Origin of the sequence: Novilysobacter selenitireducens (genome assembly GCF_020026895.1) — a bacterium.
Classification (GTDB): Bacteria; Pseudomonadota; Gammaproteobacteria; order Xanthomonadales; family Xanthomonadaceae; genus Lysobacter_C; species Lysobacter_C selenitireducens.
In genome coordinates, this window is record NZ_JAINZW010000003.1 from 47,358 (window position 1) to 63,731 (window position 16,374).

The 16,374-nt window shown below is 68.7% G+C and carries 13 protein-coding genes; 8 read left to right on the forward strand and 5 right to left on the reverse strand.

Going from position 1 to position 16,374, the window contains the following annotated elements:
- Nucleotides 1-42 precede the first annotated feature (42 nt).
- Together K6753_RS07445 and K6753_RS07450 are read left to right on the forward strand one after the other, a co-directional pair.
- Nucleotides 43-636 (forward strand): LemA family protein, encoded by a 594-nt coding sequence (locus tag K6753_RS07445; RefSeq protein WP_223675812.1) that lies wholly within the window; start codon nt 43-45, stop codon nt 634-636.
- A gap of 42 nt (nt 637-678) precedes the next feature.
- Entirely contained in the window at nt 679-2,586 is a 1,908-nt protein-coding gene (locus K6753_RS07450; protein ID WP_223675814.1) for a M48 family metallopeptidase, read from the forward strand.
- A 3-nt stretch (nt 2,587-2,589) separates the two neighbouring features.
- Here K6753_RS07450 and K6753_RS07455 read toward each other — a convergent pair whose 3' ends face one another.
- Complete coding sequence (locus K6753_RS07455; protein WP_223675816.1) at nt 2,590-4,194, reverse strand: GMC family oxidoreductase; 1,605 nt, start codon at nt 4,192-4,194, stop codon at nt 2,590-2,592.
- Nucleotides 4,195-4,352: 158 nt separating this feature from the next.
- On the opposite strand from K6753_RS07455, the gene K6753_RS07460 reads away from it, so the two are divergent.
- The 3 genes from K6753_RS07460 to K6753_RS07470 all read left to right on the forward strand — a co-directional run bounded on the left by K6753_RS07460 (nt 4,353) and on the right by K6753_RS07470 (nt 7,832).
- Nucleotides 4,353-5,687, forward strand: a complete 1,335-nt coding sequence (locus K6753_RS07460; protein WP_223675818.1) for an NTP/NDP exchange transporter — start codon at nt 4,353-4,355, stop codon at nt 5,685-5,687.
- Between the two features lie 73 nt (nt 5,688-5,760).
- A complete protein-coding gene (locus tag K6753_RS07465) occupies nt 5,761-6,966 on the forward strand; it encodes an NAD-dependent epimerase/dehydratase family protein (protein WP_223675819.1) in 1,206 nt (401 codons plus the stop codon).
- Nucleotides 6,963-7,832, forward strand: coding sequence for a metallophosphoesterase (locus K6753_RS07470; protein ID WP_223675821.1), 870 nt, complete (start codon nt 6,963-6,965; stop codon nt 7,830-7,832). The genes K6753_RS07465 and K6753_RS07470 overlap by 4 nt, the downstream gene beginning before the upstream one ends.
- 4 nt (nt 7,833-7,836) lie before the next feature.
- Here the strand turns inward: K6753_RS07470 and K6753_RS07475 are convergent, their stop codons facing one another.
- The 3 genes from K6753_RS07475 to K6753_RS07485 form a co-directional block, all read right to left on the reverse strand.
- Nucleotides 7,837-8,211 carry a hypothetical protein gene (locus tag K6753_RS07475; RefSeq protein WP_223675823.1) on the reverse strand — a complete coding sequence of 125 codons (375 nt, stop codon included), beginning with the start codon at nt 8,209-8,211 and terminating at the stop codon, nt 7,837-7,839.
- A complete protein-coding gene (locus tag K6753_RS07480) occupies nt 8,208-8,702 on the reverse strand; it encodes a hotdog fold domain-containing protein (protein WP_223675825.1) in 495 nt (164 codons plus the stop codon). Before K6753_RS07480 ends, K6753_RS07475 begins: the two co-directional genes overlap by 4 nt.
- Before the next feature lie 100 nt (nt 8,703-8,802).
- Nucleotides 8,803-11,271, reverse strand: coding sequence for an acyl-CoA dehydrogenase (locus tag K6753_RS07485; protein WP_223675826.1), 2,469 nt, complete (start codon nt 11,269-11,271; stop codon nt 8,803-8,805).
- Between the two features lie 268 nt (nt 11,272-11,539).
- Between K6753_RS07485 and K6753_RS07490 the strand changes: the two genes are divergently transcribed.
- The 3 genes from K6753_RS07490 to K6753_RS07500 all read left to right on the forward strand — a co-directional run bounded on the left by K6753_RS07490 (nt 11,540) and on the right by K6753_RS07500 (nt 15,637).
- A complete protein-coding gene (locus K6753_RS07490) occupies nt 11,540-12,130 on the forward strand; it encodes a TetR/AcrR family transcriptional regulator (protein WP_223675828.1) in 591 nt (196 codons plus the stop codon).
- A gap of 87 nt (nt 12,131-12,217) precedes the next feature.
- Nucleotides 12,218-13,984, forward strand: a complete 1,767-nt coding sequence (locus K6753_RS07495) for a phosphoenolpyruvate carboxykinase (GTP) (protein ID WP_425492092.1) — start codon at nt 12,218-12,220, stop codon at nt 13,982-13,984.
- Nucleotides 13,985-14,092: 108 nt separating this feature from the next.
- Complete coding sequence (locus K6753_RS07500) at nt 14,093-15,637, forward strand: tetratricopeptide repeat-containing sulfotransferase family protein (protein WP_223675831.1); 1,545 nt, start codon at nt 14,093-14,095, stop codon at nt 15,635-15,637.
- Here K6753_RS07500 and K6753_RS07505 read toward each other — a convergent pair.
- On the reverse strand, nt 15,634-16,293 hold the full coding sequence (locus K6753_RS07505; protein ID WP_223675833.1) for a putative 2OG-Fe(II) oxygenase: 660 nt from the start codon (nt 16,291-16,293) through the stop codon (nt 15,634-15,636). The genes K6753_RS07500 and K6753_RS07505 overlap by 4 nt on opposite strands.
- Nucleotides 16,294-16,374: the final 81 nt, after the last annotated feature.

Below are 16,374 nucleotides of genomic sequence, written 5' to 3' on the forward strand. Positions count from 1 at the left end.
GATCGATCATAACGCCGATTTTCAGGGGATAGGGGAGCAATCATGTTCAGCTTCATGATTTTGCTGGCATTCGTAGCGCTGGTCGTGGCGTGGCTGGTGGCGCTTTACAACGGGTTGGTGCGGTCGCGAAATGCGTACCAGAACGCCTTCGCCCAGATCGACGTGCAACTGCAGCGCCGATTCGACCTGATCCCCAACCTGGTGGAAACCGCCAAGGCCTACCTGACCCACGAGCGCGAGACGCTTGAATCGGTGATTGCCGCCCGTGGTGCGGCCCAGGCGGGGCTCGCGGCGGCCAAGGCCAGCCCGGGCGACCCGGCGGCGATGGCCGAACTGTCCCGCTCGCAAGGGGCGCTCGACGGCATGCTCGGCCGCCTGATGGCGGTGGTGGAGGCCTACCCGGACCTCAAGGCCAACCAGAACATGATGCAGTTGTCGGAAGAGCTGACCAGCACCGAGAACCGCGTGGCGTTCGCGCGGCAGGCCTATAACGATTCGGTCATGGCTTACAACAACAAGCGCGAGGTGTTTCCGTCCAGCCTGGTCGCCGGCAACTTCGGCTTCAAGCCGGCGGCGTTGCTGGACATCCCGGCCGACCGCGCGCAGGTGCGCGAGGCGCCGAAGGTCCAGTTCTGATCCGGGCGGCGTGACGCGTCGCGCGGCGGTGGGGGACCGTCGATGAACTTCTTCGAACACCAGGCACAAGCGCGCCGGGATTCCACGCGTCTGGTCGTGCTGTTCGCGCTGGCGGTGCTGGGCATCGTGGTCGCGGTAAACCTGGTCGTGGCGCTCGTGGCGGGGGCGCGTCCCGGCGTGATGGCGGCGGCCAGCATCGGCACGTTGCTGGTGATTGGGCTGGGCTCGCTCTACCGGATGGCGACGTTGCGCGGTGGTGGCGACGCGGTGGCCCTGCAGCAGGGCGGCGTACCCGTAGCGATGGACGCGACCGATGCCAACGCGCGCCGGCTGTTGAATGTCGTCGAGGAAGTCGCGATCGCCTCGGGCGTGCCGGTGCCGCGGGTGTACGTGCTCGAACACGAAGCGGGCATCAACGCGTTCGCCGCCGGTTACTCGCCGTCCGACGCGGTCATCGCGGTGACCCGCGGCGCGCTGGACCGCTTGAACCGCGACGAGTTGCAAGGCGTGGTCGCGCACGAGTTCAGCCACATCCTCAACGGTGACATGCGGCTCAACATCCGCCTGATGGGGGTGCTGTTCGGCATCCTCATGCTGGGCGTTGTCGGCCGAAAGGTGCTGGTACACGGGGGGCTCGGGTCACGCCGCACCAGCGCCGGACTGCCGATCCTGGCCGGTGCCGTGGTGGCGATGCTGATCGGCTACGTCGGGCTGTTCTTCGGTCGGCTGATCAAGGCCGGCGTCAGCCGCAGCCGCGAGCGGCTGGCCGACGCGTCGGCGGTGCAGTTCACCCGGCAGACGTCGGGCCTGGCGGGCGCGCTCAAGAAGATCGGCGGTCTGCACGATGGCGCACGCATGTCGGACGCCGGCCAGGCCGAAGAGGTCAGCCACATGCTGTTCAGCGATGGCGTCGGCTACGCCGGCCGGACGTTGGGGCGTTGGTTCGCCACGCATCCCGACCTGGTGGAGCGCATCCGCGCGCTGGAGCCCGGCTTCGATGCCGATGAGCTGGAGCGGCTGCAACGCCAGTGGATGGTCACGCCACCGCAGGGCCTGGACGAGGACCTGCGACTCGGCTTGGCGGCGCCGACCCACGGGCCGCTGCCGCCGCCCGGCAGCGAGCGCAGCCTCACGCCGCCGATGGTGGTGGCGCAGGTCGCCCACCCCGGCGCCGACGATTACCGTCGCGCCGACGCCATCGCCGCCGGCTTCCCCGAGGCGCTGCGACGCATGGCCGCCCAGCGCGAGGGCGTGGTGCCGCTGGTGCTCGGCCTGTTGCTCGACGGGGCGTCGGACATTGCCGGTCTACAGCGCACCGAGATCGCCGCGCGCATGGGCGAGGCGGTCGCGGATGCAGTGGAGCGGACGCATCGCCGACACCTCGCCACGTTGCACCCTGCGCTGCGCCTGCCCCTGGCGACGCTGGCGTTCCCGGTGCTCCGGCTGCGACCGCGCCCGGAGCTGGAGCGCTTCATGGACACCGTGCACGCGATGACTTTCGCCGATGGGCGGGTGTCGCTGTTCGAGTACTGCCTCGGCCGCCTGCTGACCGTGCAGGTGCGCGAATCGCTCGACCCGTCGCGGCACGCGCGCACGGGGCGGACCAAGCCGCAGGCGGTGCAGCGCGAGATCGCCCTGTTGCTCGCGGTCGTCGCGCACGCGGGCCATGCGGAGATGGCCCGCGGCCGGCACGCCTATCTGGCGGCGCTGCACCACATGCTGCCCGATGCGCACATCGCCTACGCGCCGCCCGCAGCCGGCGTCACTGCACTGGATGGGGCCTGGGACGCGCTGGACCGGCTCGACCCGCTGGCCAAGCAGCACCTGGTGGAAGCGGTGACGCTGGCGACGTTGCACGACGGACGCATCAGCCTGGCCGAGGCGGAGCTGCTCAGGACCGTGTGCGGCGTGCTGCATTGCCCGCTGCCGCCGACGCTCGAAAGCGTCTGAGGGCTACGACAGCGGCGTGATGCCGCGGATAAGGTCCGACGCACGCTCGGCAATCATCACCGTCGGTGCGTGCGTATTGCCGCCGATCAGCGTCGGCATCACCGACGCGTCGACCACGCGCAGCCCTTCGACGCCGCGGACGCGCAATTGCGGGTCGACGACCGCGTCCGTATCCGACCCCATCCTGCAGGTGCCGACCGGGTGGTAGACGGTGTCGGCCTTGGCGCGGATGAAGTTGACCAGCTCGGCGTCGGTCAGTCCGTCGCGCGCCGGGAAGATCGGCGCGCCGCGCACGGCGTCGAACGCACCCTGCGCCAGCACGTCGCGCGAGACCTTTGCGCATTCCACCATCATGCGGAGGTCGAAGCCCTCCGGGTCGCCGAGGTAGTTCGCCTCGATGCGCGGCTTGTCGGACGCGCGTCCGCTGGCCAGGGTAATGCGGCCCCGGCTGCGGGGCCGCAGCGCGCAGGCATGCACGGTGTAGCCGTCGCCGGGCAGGCGGTGGCGGCCGTGGTCGTCGAGCATGGCCGGCACGAAGTGCAGCTGGATGTCGGGACGCGCGTCGGGTGCCAGCGGCGAGCGCACGAAGGCGCCGGCCTCGGCGATGTTGCTGGTGCCCGGGCCGCGACGCCCGCGCAGGTAGTAGTCGAACGCTACCGGCAGGTCGCCCACGCGGTCGTAGGTCAGCCGCTGCGTGGAATGCCGCAGGGTGCAGATGTCGAGGTGGTCCTGCAGGTTCGCGCCGACCTGGTCGCTGTCGGCCACGACCTCGATGCCGTGCCGGCGCAGCGTTGCCGCCGGGCCGATGCCCGACAGCATCAGCAACTGCGGCGAGTTGATCGCGCCACCGCACAGCAGCACCTCGCGCGCGGCCGGCTGGTGGAACGCGCGGCCGCCGGCGGTATAGACCACTCCGTCCGCACGCGGCGTTCCGCCGGCGCGGCTGAAGGTGATGCGCGAGACATGCGCGCCGGTCACCACCTGCAGGTTGTCGCGCCGCCGCGCCGGCTTGAGGTAGGCCGATGCGGATGACCAGCGCACCCCGTCCTTCTGCGTCACCTGGTAGAGGCCGAACCCGGCTTGCGACGCGCCATTGAAGTCGTCGTTGGCGTCGAAGCCCGCCTGCGTCCCGGCCTCGACGAACATCCGCGACAAGGGGTTGACGTGGCGCAGGTCCGAGACGTGCATCGGCCCGTCGCCGCCGTGCAGCGCGTCCGCTCCCCGCGTGTTGCATTCGGCCCGGCGGAAGTAGGGCAGCACGCTCGACCAGTCCCAGCCGTCCGCGCCCTCAGTAGCCCATCCGTCGTAGTCGGCGGGCACGCCGCGCACGTAGCACATGGCGTTGATCGAACTCGAACCGCCCAGCACCTTGCCGCGTGGCCACCACAGCACGCGGTTGTCGAGGTTCGGCTCCGGTGCGGTGTGGTAATTCCAGTTGACCGACTTGAGGTTGACCAGCTTGGCGATGCCGGCCGGCATGTGGATGTAGGGGTGCCAGTCGCGCGGCCCGGCTTCCAGCAGCAGCACGCTTACATCGGCGTCCTGCGACAACCGGTTGGCCAGTACACAGCCGGCCGAGCCGGCGCCGATGATGATGTAGTCGAACACGTTGTCCGTCCCCGGTGCCCGGAGCCGGGCGCACCCAGCGAGGCTAGTCCAATCCACGGCGCTGGCAATAGCCGGGTTCCAGCGGCGTCCCGGTGGTGGCGGGGCCATCGCCATTGGGCTACCGTGCCGGCCGTCCCGCCGCCCTCGAGCCCGTGCCCATGTCCCACGGCGATGCCGTGTCGCAACCGCTTCCCCGGCCCGCCCGGGTGGGGCCGGACGAGTGGCGCGCAGTCGCAGTCTCGTTCGCCTACTTCTTCTGCGTACTGGCGGCCTACTACGTGGTGCGGCCGGTGCGTGACCAGTTGTCGGCGGCGGTCGGGTCGACGCAGTTGCCGTGGTTCTACGCCGCGACGTTCCTCGCGACCCTCGCATTGACGCCGGTGTTCGGCGCGCTCGTCGCCCGCTACCCCAGGCGCGTGGTCGTGCCGGTGGTGCATGCCTTCTTCATCGCCTGCCTGTTGGGCTTCGTGCCGTTGTTCACCCACCAGGGGCTGCTCGGCCCGCGCGCGCTGGGCACGGTGTTCTTCGTGTGGATCAGCGTGTTCAACCTGTTCATCGTGTCGGTGTTCTGGAGCTTCATGGCCGATGTGTGGGACGACCTGCAGGCGCGCCGGCTGTTTCCGCTGATCGCGCTGGGCGGCACCGCGGGCGCCATTGCCGGGCCGATGCTGACGCGCGCGCTGGTGGGCGTGATCGGTGTAGCGCCGTTGCTGGTCGTATCCGCCGCATTGCTGGCGTTGGCGCTGGCGTGCGTGGCGTGGCTGGGCGGCTGGGCGCGCCTGCACGGCAATCGCCGGCATGACCCGGGGCACGAGTCGGCGGTCGGCGGCGGCATCCTGGACGGATTGCGTCAGGTGTTCGCCAACCCCTTCATGCGCACGATGGCGGTGTTGATGCTGCTGGCCGATTGCATCGGCACGGTCAACTACGCGCTTGTCGTGGACTACTCGGGCGCGACGTTCGATGACGCCATTTCGCGCACCCGCTTCGCCGCCGACCTCGACCTTGCGGCCAACCTGTTGCAGGTGGTGGTGCAGCTGACGCTGACGCGCTGGATGCTGGTGCGCTGGGGTGCAGGGCCCGTCATCGGCGTGTGGGCCACGGCGGTCACCGCTGCACTCGTGCTGGTGGCGGTGTCGGACAACCCGTACGCGCCGGCGATCGGTGCGATGCCGTTGGTGGCGGTCGCGTTGATCGTCGGCCGCGGGCTGGCCTACGGCATGGTCGGCCCGGCCCGCGAGAGCCTGTACACGCGCGTGCCGCGCAACCTGCGTTACAAGGGTAAGAACGCGGTCGACACCGCCGTGTGGCGCTTCGGCGACCTGTCGGTGGCGCTGTCGATGAATGCCCTGCGCAGCGTCGGCGTCGCGGTGCCGGGGCTCGCGGGCCTGGCGGCGCTGGCGGCGGCGACGTCCGGCGTACTCGGCTGGCGACTGGCGCGACGCGTGGAGCGCCCGGCCGATGCGCCGGTTCCCGCGGTGTCGCCGACGTGACCTTCGGCCGATGGCGGCGGGCCGCTCGGGCGCCGAGAGTGCGGGTTCCTTTCGCCGTCCGTGGAGTCGACCGATGCAGATCTCCCGTCGCAATGTATTGATCGCCGGCCTGGCCGGTGCGGTGGCGGCGGGGCTGCCCGCCTGCACTTCGGCGCTGGGGCAGGCGGTGGCGCCATCGCCGCGCAAGCAGGGCCTGGACATCCTGGTACTGGGCGGTACGGGCTTCCTCGGGCCGCACTTCGTGGAGGCCGCGCGCGCGGCCGGCCACCGGCTCACGTTGTTCAACCGTGGCAAGACCAATCCGACGCGCTTCGACGGCGGGCAGTTCGACGACATCGAGCAGCTGCGCGGCGACCGCAAGTCCGACCTGTCTGCCTTGGAAGGCGAGCGCCGCTGGGATGCCGTGCTCGATACGTCGGCCTACATTCCCGGCGATGTCACGCGCTCTGCCGAGTTGTTGGGGCCACGCGTGGGCCAGTACCTGATCGTCTCGACGATCTCGGTCTATGCCGACACCTCGGTCCCGGGCATGGACGAGGATGCGCCGCTGGCGACGATCCCCGACCCGACGGTCACCGAGATCACCGGCGAAACGTACGGGCCACTCAAGGCGCTGTCCGAGCAGGCCGCGCAGCGCGCGATTCCCGGGCGGGTGACCGTCGTGCGCCCGGGCCTGATCGTCGGGCCGGGCGACACCACCGACCGCTTCACCTACTGGCCGGCGCGCGCCGACCGCGGCGGCGAGATCCTCGCCGCGGGCACGCCTGCGGACCCGACGCAGTTCATCGACGTGCGCGACCTGGCGGCATTCCTGTTGCACCTGATCGAGCAGCGCACGTTCGGCGTGTTCAACGCCGATGCGCCGGCCGGATCGCTGACCATGGGCGCGCTGCTGACCACCTGCCAGGACGTGGCACGCGGCCTCAACGATATCCAGTGCATCCGCGCGCCGTGCCCGCAGCCGCCGGGCGCGGTGTCGTCGCTGACCTGGGTGCCGGCCGATTTCCTGGAGGCGCAGGGCGTCAGTCCCTGGCAGGACATGCCGGCCTGGATACCGGCCGAGGGCGAGTACGCCGGCTTCGGTCGCATCGATACCTCCCGCGCGCAGGCGGCGGGCCTTGCGTACCGGCCGCTCGACGCGACCGTGCGGGACACGCTGCTGTGGTGGCGCACGCTCCCCGCCGAGCGGCGCGCGAAACCGAAGGCCGGCCTCGCGCCAGCGCGCGAAGCCGAAGTGCTGGCCGCGTGGCACGCCCGCGACGAAAGCAGCGGCGGATGACGACACGTCATCGGCCCTGGCGGTGGCAGCTGCGCTGGAGCGCGCGCATCCTCGCCGTGCTGGTGGTCGTGTTCCTGGTGTGGGGCTGCGTGTGGGAACCGCGCTCGCTGGTTGCGCGCGACTACGCGTTCGCGCTTCCCGCCTGGCCGGCGGAATGTGATGGCCTGCGTGTCGACGTCATCGCCGACCTGCATACGGGTTCCCCGCACAACGGCCTCGACAAACTGGACCGGCTGGTGGAGCGCCTTGTCGAGAGCGATTCGCAGGCCGTGCTGATGGCCGGCGATTACGTGATCCTCAGCGTGTTCCTCGGCACCTACATCCCGGCCGACGTGATCGCCGAACGCCTGCGCCCGCTGACGGCGCGCAAGCCGGTGTACGCCGTGTTGGGCAACCACGACTGGTGGAAGGACGGCGCGCGGGTACGTGCGGCGTTCGAGTCCGCCGGCGTCACGATGCTGGAGGACCAGGCCACGCCGGCGCGGCTCGCCGGATGCGACCTGTGGGTGGTCGGCGTGGGTGACCTCTGGGAAGCGCCGCACGACATCCGGCGTGCGTTTTCGGGTGTCGCCGGCGAACGGCCCGCGCTGGCCATCACCCATAACCCGAACGTGTTCCCGCAGATGCCCGCGCGCGCCTCGCTGGTGGTGGCCGGCCATACCCACGGAGGCCAGATCGCGTTTCCCGGTATCGGTGCGCCGGGCCTGTGGGGCCAGGTGGACGGGCGCTATCCCAAGGGGCACTTCGTCGAGGACGGCCGCCAGTTGTTCGTCTCGCCCGGTATCGGCACCAGCATCCTGCCGATCCGCTTCGGGGTGCCGCCGGAAATCTCGCGGCTGACGCTGCGCTCGTCCCGCGCGCCGTAGGCCCTCAGGCGAACAACGGCCAGGCGAACAACACGGCACCCAGGACAAATGCAGCCGTCAGCAGGTGTATGGCCGGGTTGTTGATGCGCAGGAAGACGAACTGCTCGACCGTGCGACCCACCCAGAACAGCGCCATGCCGGCCAATACGGCGCGGCCCAGCGGAGTCGAGTGCAGCTCAACCGGGAACGCGAAGCACAACGCCGCGACCATCGCGAACACATAGGTCAGGCGCAGGTTGAGGATCTGGATGACCGCGCGGTCGACCGGTGTCGCGCGCTGCAGGGTGTCCCGCCAGTGGAACAGTCGCCAGAACGCAAGGTGGAACAGCGCGAACGCGAGGCTGTGGATGCCGGCTGACAGGACGATCCATTCGTTCACGAGCCGGTCGCATCGCGGTCGGTCCCGAGCTGGGGCGACAGCCACATCGAGATGCGGGCGCGGAAAACGGGCTCGCCGGCTGCATTCCTGACCTCGACGGCAACCGGGAGTTCGTAGCCGGCGTCGCTTGCCACCGGCTCGACCTCGGGCACCGCCACCGCCGTCATCGTGCCGCGTGCCTTGGCCACGTACTCGACGGTCATTCCCTTCGGAATCCAGCGCATGCCGGGCGGCAGGTTGGCGTCGGTCACCAGGCCGCCGGCCAGCTCGGCCATGTTGCACAGCGCGATGGCATGCACCGTGCCGATGTGGTTGCGCACGCGCCGGCGGTCGCGCATGCGCACCTCGCACCGGCCCGGCTCTAGCACGGTCACCGTGGGCGCGATGGTGCCGAAGTAGGGCGCCTTCAGGCACACCGCGCGCGAAAACAGCCAGCGCCCGGCGGGCCAGCTGGACAGGCGGCGGTAAAGGGTCACGATGCGCGTGGCCATTTCGTGTATCCGTGCGGCATGCAGCGGCAGTCCTGGGGCGCCGGAAACGACAACGGCGGGATAACCCGCCGTCGTCGGTTGTGCCAAGAAGTGCGGCGCGTCAGGCCGCCGCGCGGTCCTGCTCGCGCTGTGGGCGATAGCCGGCCGAGCGCAGTTCCTCGGCCTCGAAGTCGTCCACGCTGATGGCGTCGATGGTCATTTCGCGCAGCTCCTCCAGCAGGACCCGTTCTTCGGCGGTGATCCAGCCCTCGCGCACGCCTTCGTCGAGCTGCGCTGCGAAGCTGAGCGACTCGATGTCTCGCGTCTTCAGGGCCTTGAGGAACTTGCGCTCCACCGGCTCGGCCAGCACCACTTTCTGCAGGTAGCTGTTGATGCGGCCGGCCGGGTTGTTGGCCGTTGGAGTCAGGAAGGCCCCCAGGCCCAGGCGATCGCGCGCCTCGTTCGGAGACATCAGCAGGGACGCGACCTTGTGGCCGAGGCGGTCACTCGGCGGCTGCGCGCGACGGCCCAGCGGGAACACCAGCGCCCACAGCAGCCAACCGACCGGGCGCACCGGGAAGTTGCGCAGCGCGCCCGAGAGCGCCACTTCGATCTTGTGCACGGCGTCGTGGAAGGCCCACGCCAGCAGCGGCTGGTCGGCGGCCGGACGGCCCTGGTCCTCGTAACGCTTGAGCATCGCGCTGGTGATGTAGAGCTGGCTCAGCACATCGCCCAGGCGGCCCGACAGCGACTCCTTGAACTTGAGCTTGCCGCCCAGCAGCAGCATCGAGGTGTCCGCACACAGCGCCAGCACCGCCGAGTAGCGGTTGAGCTTGCGGTAGTAGCGACGGGTGTAGGCGTCGCCCGGTGCGGCGCCGAAGCGGGCCGCGGTCAGGCCGAACCAGAACGAGCGCACGGCGTTGGAAATCGCAAAGCCGATGTGCCCGAACAGGTTGCGGTCGAACTCGCGCAGGCGCTCGTCCGGGTCGGGCAGGGTGGTGGCCTTCATCTCCTTGAGCACCCACGGGTGGCACAGGATGGCGCCCTGCCCGAAGATCATCAGCGAGCGCGTCATGATGTTGGCGCCCTCGACCGTGATCGAGATCGGCGAGGCTTGCCACGAGCGGCCGAGGTAGTTCTTCGGCCCCAGGATGATGCCCTTGCCGCCGTGGATGTCCATGGCGTCCTGGACCAGTTCGCGGCCCATCTCGGTACAGTGGTACTTGGAGATCGTCGACGGCACGGCCGGCAGCTCGCCACGTGCGACCGCCGCCGCCGATGCCTCGGCCAGCGCGGTGATCGTGTAGGCCTTGCCGCCGATGCGGGCCAGCGCCTCTTCGACACCCTCGAAGCGGCCGATCGACAGCCCGAACTGCTTGCGGATGCGCGCGTAGGCGCCGGTTACCAGCGCGCCGATGCGCGAGCCGCCGCTGGCGGTGGACGGCAGGGTGATCGAGCGGCCGATCGACAGGCACTCCACCAGCATCTGCCAGCCCTTGCCGGCGTAGGCTTCGCCACCGATCAGCTGGCTGAGAGGGATGAACACCTCGCGGCCATTGAGCGGGCCGTTCTGGAAGGGGCTGTTGAGCGGGAAGTGGCGGCGCCCGATGTCGATGCCCGGGGTGTCGCGCGGCAGCAGCGCCAGACTGATACCGATGTCGCGCGTGTCGCCCAGCAGGCCGTCCGGGTCGTACATGCGAAAGGCCATGCCGATCAGTGTCGCGACCGGGGCCAGGGTGATGTAGCGCTTGTCGAACGTGAGCTTGACGCCCAGCACGTTGGCGCCGTTCCACTCACCTTTGCAGACGATGCCGAAGTCGGGGATCGAGGTGGCGTCCGAGCCCGCCCACGGGCCGGTCAGCGCAAAGCAGGGCACCTCGCGGCCATCGGCCAAGCGCGGCAGGTAGTGGTCCTTCTGCTCTTGCGTGCCGTAGTGCATCAACAGTTCGGCCGGGCCCAGCGAGTTGGGCACGCCGACGGTCGAACTGACGACCGAGGAGATCGAGGACAGCTTCTCGATGACCTTGTGGTTGCCCAGCGCGGAGAAGCCGAGGCCGCCGTACTCCTTGGGCACGATCATCCCGAAGAATTTGTTCTTCTTGATGAACTCCCACATCTCCGGCGGCAGGTCGGCGCGCACGTGGGTGATGTCCCAGTCGTTCGTCATCCGGCAGAGCTCTTCCACCGGGCCATCCAGGAACGCCTGCTCGTCGGCGCTCAGGGTCGGCTTGGGCTGGTTGAGCAGGACGTTCCAGTCGGGGCGCCCGGAGAACAGCTCGCCCTCGAAACCGACGGTGCCGGCCTCCAGCGCAACGCGTTCGGTTTCCGACAGCGGCGGCAGGATCTTCGTATAGAACTTCAGCAGCGGCGCGGTGATCAGCGGCAGGCGGATCTGCGGGATCAGCAGCGGCACGGCCACCAGCGCGGCGAGCACGCCCGCCACCACCGTGGCCGTGGCATTGGCATCCAGCAGCCAGCAGGCGACCAGCGCGGTGGCGGTCAGCGCCGCCCAGACGGCCAGCCGCCAGCGGTGGTACGCCGAAACCGCGGCGATCGCGATCAGAACGAGGAAGGGTGCAAGGATGCTCATGGACAGACTCCAGGGGCGGGCCGGGTAACGTGGGGCGCAGTCGCCCCCGGACTGGGATTCGACAGGTTAGTAACGGCGGTGTGATGGCCGGGCATTCCCGTGGCGCCGGCATCAACATACGCGTGAGTATGGTAACGTCACGGCCGGCCTGTCAAATCCTGGTCGCGACGCCGGCGCGAAGCCATTCCGCGACGGCGGCAGTCGCGGCCGACGGCCGGCATGCATACCCTTACCGCCCCTTCGGTACGGTTGTTACACTCGCCACCTTATGAGCCCTGCCAGCCCATCCAAGACCGAACGCAATGGCCGCCTGAGCGCGGACGACTGGGCGCAGGCCGCCCTGGACCTGATCGCCGAGCAGGGCGTGGCCGCGGTGGCGGTCGAGCCGCTGGCCCGCCGCCTGGGCGTGACCAAGGGCAGCTTCTACTGGCACTTCCCGTCGCGTGACGCGCTGCTGGTAGCGGCCCTGGAGCGCTGGGAGAAAGTCGAGCAGGAAACCGTCTTCGGCAAGCTGGAGGCGATCCCCGACCCGAGCGAGCGTCTGCGCGCGCTGTTCAACCTCGTCGCGCACGAGTTCAAGTCGCACGTCATCTATTCCGAGCTGCTGAAGGCCTTGGACCACCCGGCCGTGCAGCCGGTGATCGGTCGCGTCTCGGAACGCCGCATGGACTACCTGACCGCCTCGTTCCGCCAGGCCGGGTTGAGCCGGACCGACGCCCAGCACCGGGCACGCCTGGCGTACGCCGCCTATGTCGGTTTCCTGCAACTCAACCTGCAGTTGCACCAGGCGCGCCTGCAACACGATGAATTCGAGGCCTACGTCGAGCACGTGATGGCCACGCTGATTCCCGCGCCCTGAGGCGCCCGGCAGCATCGTTCCCACGCTTTCATTTGTCCCCGGAGTACCGCCGTGAACGCCATTTCCAAAGACGTCGACCGCACTGACATTGCCAAGGGGAGCGACGGTAGCCGGCTCGCCAACCTCAATGAGTGGGTGGCCGAGGTCGCAGCGCTGACGCGGCCCGATCGCATCCACTGGTGTGATGGCAGCGATGCCGAGAACGAGGCGTTGGTCGCGCAGATGCTTGGTGACGGCACGCTCGTGCGCCTCAACGAGCAGACCCACCCCAACAGCTTCCTGCACCGCTCCGACCCGGACGATGTCGCGCGCGTGGAGCACCTGACCTTCGTCTGCACCGATGACCAGAATGACGCCGGCCCCAACAACCACTGGATGGCGCCGGACGAGGCGCACGCCAAGATGGATGCGCTGTTTGACGGCTGCATGGCCGGCCGCACGATGTACGTGATCCCGTACTGCATGGGGCCGATCGACTCGCCGCTGTCGCGTTGCGGCGTGGAAATCACCGACAGCCCGTACGTGGTCGCCAACATGCGGATCATGACGCGCATGGGCGCGCCGGCGCTGGCGCGGATCGAGAAGGAAGGCACCTTCGTGAAGGGGCTGCACTCCACGGGCGAACTCGACCCGGACCGCCGCTTCATCATGCATTTCCCCGAAGAGCTGGCCATCAAGTCCTTCGGCTCCGGCTACGGCGGCAATGCGCTGCTCGGCAAGAAGTGCCATGCGCTGCGCATTGCCAGCCACCAGGCCCGCAGCGAGGGCTGGCTGGCCGAGCACATGCTCATCCTCGGCATCGAGAACCCGCAGGGCGAGACGCACTACATCGCCGCGGCGTTCCCCTCGGCCTGCGGCAAGACCAACCTGGCGATGCTGATCCCGCCGGAAGGCTATCGGAATGCGGGCTGGAAGGTCTGGACAGTCGGCGACGACATCTGCTGGATGCGTCCCGGCAAGGATGGCCGGCTGTATGCGATCAACCCGGAGGCCGGCTTCTTCGGCGTCGCACCCGGCACCTCGAAGAAGTCCAACCCCAATGCGCTGGCGTGCCTGCAGCGCGATGCGATCTTCACCAACGTGGGCGTGACCGCCGACAACCAGCCGTGGTGGGAAGGCCTGGACAACGGTCAGCAGCCGGCCATCGACTGGCGCGGCGAGCCGTATGACCCGGCCAAGCGCCCGGCCGCGCACCCCAACTCGCGCTTCACCGTCAGCGCCAAGGCCTGCCCCAGCTACTCGCCCGAGGCGGAGAACCCGGCCGGCGTGCCGATCAGCGCGATCGTCTTCGGCGGTCGGCGTGCATCCCTCGTGCCGCTGGTGTTCGAGGCTCGTGACTGGACGCACGGTGTCCTCGTGGGCGCCTCGATGGGCTCGGAAACCACGGCCGCGGCGACCGGCGCGGTCGGCGTGATGCGCCGCGACCCGATGGCGATGAAGCCGTTCTGCGGCTACAACTTCGCGGACTACTTCGCACACTGGCTGTCGTTCGACACCCCCGGCGCGAAGCTGCCCAAGGTTTTCCACGTCAACTGGTTCCGCAAGGGCGACGACGGCAAGTTCCTGTGGCCGGGGTTCGGCGACAACCTGCGCGTGCTCGAGTGGATGATCGGGCGGGTCAACGGCACTGCGGGCGCCGTCGAGACGCCGATCGGGGCATTGCCTTCGGCCGACGACCTCAACCTCGACGGCATTGAGCTCGGCGACGAGGCGCTGTGTAAGCTGTTCGGCTATGAGCGCGACGGCTGGAGCGCGGAGTTCCAGGCCATCGGCGACTATCTTGCCGGCTATGGCCCACGGATGCCCCAGGCTCTGGTCGACGAACAGCGGCGCATTGCCGGGTCGTTGGCCTGACGCACCTCCGTCAGGGTTCCAGTGTCGAGTCCGGCGCCTGATGTCGTGATGTACGGCCATCGGCTGCGCCCCGGGGCCGCCGCGCACTGGCAGGCTGCGGTTGTCCGTATGCGTGCATCCGACCTCGCCGGGGCCGTGGCGGAGATGCAGCAGCTGCTCGATGTGCAGCCGGGCTTCGTTCCAGCGGTGCTGCAGCTGTCGATTTGGCTGTTGGCCCAGGACCGCTACCGCGAGGCCCGTTTGCTGGCCCGCCAGGTGGCCTTGTCTCGCCCGGCGTCGCCGGAGCTGGCCTTGCAGGCGATCCGGCTGTTGCGCCGGTTCGAGGACCATGAGCGCGTGCAGCAGGTCGTGCAGGGGGTGGACTGGCGGCAATGTCCGCCGGACCTGCTGCTTACACTTGCCGGTGAGCTGGCACCGATCGCGCTCTATGGCGAGGCCCGGAACGCCTTAATCCTGGCCGAAGCTGGTTTGCCGGCAGGCGACGTGCGGCCGCTCGGCCTGCGCGCAACGCTACAGATGATCGACGGCGATTCGGCAGCGGCTACCGCCTCGTTGCAGCGCGTTGCGAACTCAGGTTCGGGCGATGCTGCGAGGGCGATGTGGCTCCTGTCGATGCAGTCAGGGATGGCCGCTTCCCGGCCCGCCGAGCTGGCACGGCTGGAGCACGCCCTGCATGCCGCAAAGGCCGGCAGTGCGGACGAGGTCTATCTCGCGTACGCAATCCACAATTATCTGCACGCATCCGGAGACCATGGCGCTGCGTGGACGGCGCTGGAACGGGCCTGCAAGGCCAAGCGCATGAGCCTCACCTACGACCCAGCGACGCACCGGGACCTCTTCGGGGCCCTCGAAGCGCTACCGAGGTTCGACGAAGTTCCGCTGGCGACTGGCGCGTCGCAGGTCACGCCGGTATTCGTGGTCGGCATGCACCGGTCGGGAACGACGCTTCTGGAACGGATGCTGGGTGGCCACCCCGACGTTCGCGATGGCGGCGAAAGCTATGCCGTCAGCGCGGCGGTCCGGCATGCAACCGACCACTACTCGCCGCACGTTCTGGATGCCGAGCTCGTGGGCCGCCTTGGCCGCAGTCATTTGGACTTGACCGGCATCCGATACGACCTGTTGGAATACACCCGGTGGCAGGCGCGCGGGCGGCGGTTCCTCACGGAAAAGCTGCCCTCCAACTTCCTGCATCTGGGTGTAATCCTGGCCGCAATGCCGGAGGCGCGGGTCCTGCACATGCGCAGGGATCCAATGGATACCTGCTTCTCGAACCTGCGCACGCTTTTCAGCACGGCAGCCCCCTACAGCTACGACCAGAGCGAACTTGCCGACTACTTCCTCGGCTACCAGGCCCTCATGAAGCACTGGCACGACATGTGGCCCGGGAGGATCCTGGATATTGACTACCAGCAGCTGGTAGATGACCCGGAAGGGGAGGCGGCCCGCATCATGGCGTTCTGCGGTATGGATCCGCACGACGCGGTGCTGCACCCCTCAAGGGAAGGAGGAGCGGTGGCCACCGCCAGTCTTGCCGACGTTCGTTCGGGCATCCAGAAGAACAGAGGCGGCGCCTGGCGCCCTTATGCGGCCCAGCTTGAGCCTCTCCGCGCGGCACTTTCGCGCGCAGCCGGCGGAGCCTGCCTGAACTAGCCGGCGTCCTGTGGAAACCAGCAGTTGAATGCGACGGTGATGCGTTCGTCACTACCGTAGAAGGGCAGTACCTCGTGCTGCAGCCATGAAGGGAACAGGACCAGCTGGCCGGCCCTGAACGGCACGCTCCAGGTGCCGTGGTGGTAGGGCGGTTTGAGCCGCACGTTGCCTGCGTCAGTGAAATAGTTGCTGTAGTGGTGCGGATTGTGGAAGCGAAGGATGCCCGACTCCGGCCGGTCTGGCGGCGTCTCGCCCGGCGCCACGCAGTACACCCCCGACCAAGAGGCCATCGGGTGCGTGTGCAGGATCGTAAAGCCTCCATGGCGGGTTACGTGGAACCACGTGTGCGAGGCGATCCTGAGCTTCTGCACGTCCTCGGCCGAATAACCGTTGAGCTCCTGCACCGTCCGCCCCAGGCAGCCCCATGCGAACTGCCGAAGCTGCTGCACGCAGGTTTCCGGCCAGGCGAAGAAGTTGAATGCGCTCTCGAACACGCCTGGTTGCTGCTTGAGCGATGTGTGCGGATTGGCATGGCGGTCGCCCTCCGCCTCCCGGGCAATGATCAGCGATTTCAGCTCACGGTTGAGTCGTTCGGCGTCGGGATGGAAATCCTGGGCGAAAGGAACGGCGAAGATCGAAGCGATTTCCAGTGGCATGGTTGAAGGCTCGGATGTCGTGTAGGGCGAGCACAAAAAACTACGGCCCCGTGAGGGGCCGTAGCAAGTACTGCGATACCA

Coding starts and splice junctions, on each gene's coding strand:
- K6753_RS07465 (WP_223675819.1), top strand. CDS start 5,761: ATGCAGATCTCCCGTCGCAATGTATTGATCGCCGGCCTGGCCGGTGCG.
- K6753_RS07470 (WP_223675821.1), top strand. CDS start 6,963: ATGACGACACGTCATCGGCCCTGGCGGTGGCAGCTGCGCTGGAGCGCG.
- K6753_RS07450 (WP_223675814.1), top strand. CDS start 679: ATGAACTTCTTCGAACACCAGGCACAAGCGCGCCGGGATTCCACGCGT.
- K6753_RS07480 (WP_223675825.1), bottom strand. CDS start 8,702: ATGGCCACGCGCATCGTGACCCTTTACCGCCGCCTGTCCAGCTGGCCC.
- K6753_RS07445 (WP_223675812.1), top strand. CDS start 43: ATGTTCAGCTTCATGATTTTGCTGGCATTCGTAGCGCTGGTCGTGGCG.
- K6753_RS07460 (WP_223675818.1), top strand. CDS start 4,353: ATGTCCCACGGCGATGCCGTGTCGCAACCGCTTCCCCGGCCCGCCCGG.
- K6753_RS07505 (WP_223675833.1), bottom strand. CDS start 16,293: ATGCCACTGGAAATCGCTTCGATCTTCGCCGTTCCTTTCGCCCAGGAT.
- K6753_RS07490 (WP_223675828.1), top strand. CDS start 11,540: ATGAGCCCTGCCAGCCCATCCAAGACCGAACGCAATGGCCGCCTGAGC.
- K6753_RS07485 (WP_223675826.1), bottom strand. CDS start 11,271: ATGAGCATCCTTGCACCCTTCCTCGTTCTGATCGCGATCGCCGCGGTT.
- K6753_RS07500 (WP_223675831.1), top strand. CDS start 14,093: ATGCGTGCATCCGACCTCGCCGGGGCCGTGGCGGAGATGCAGCAGCTG.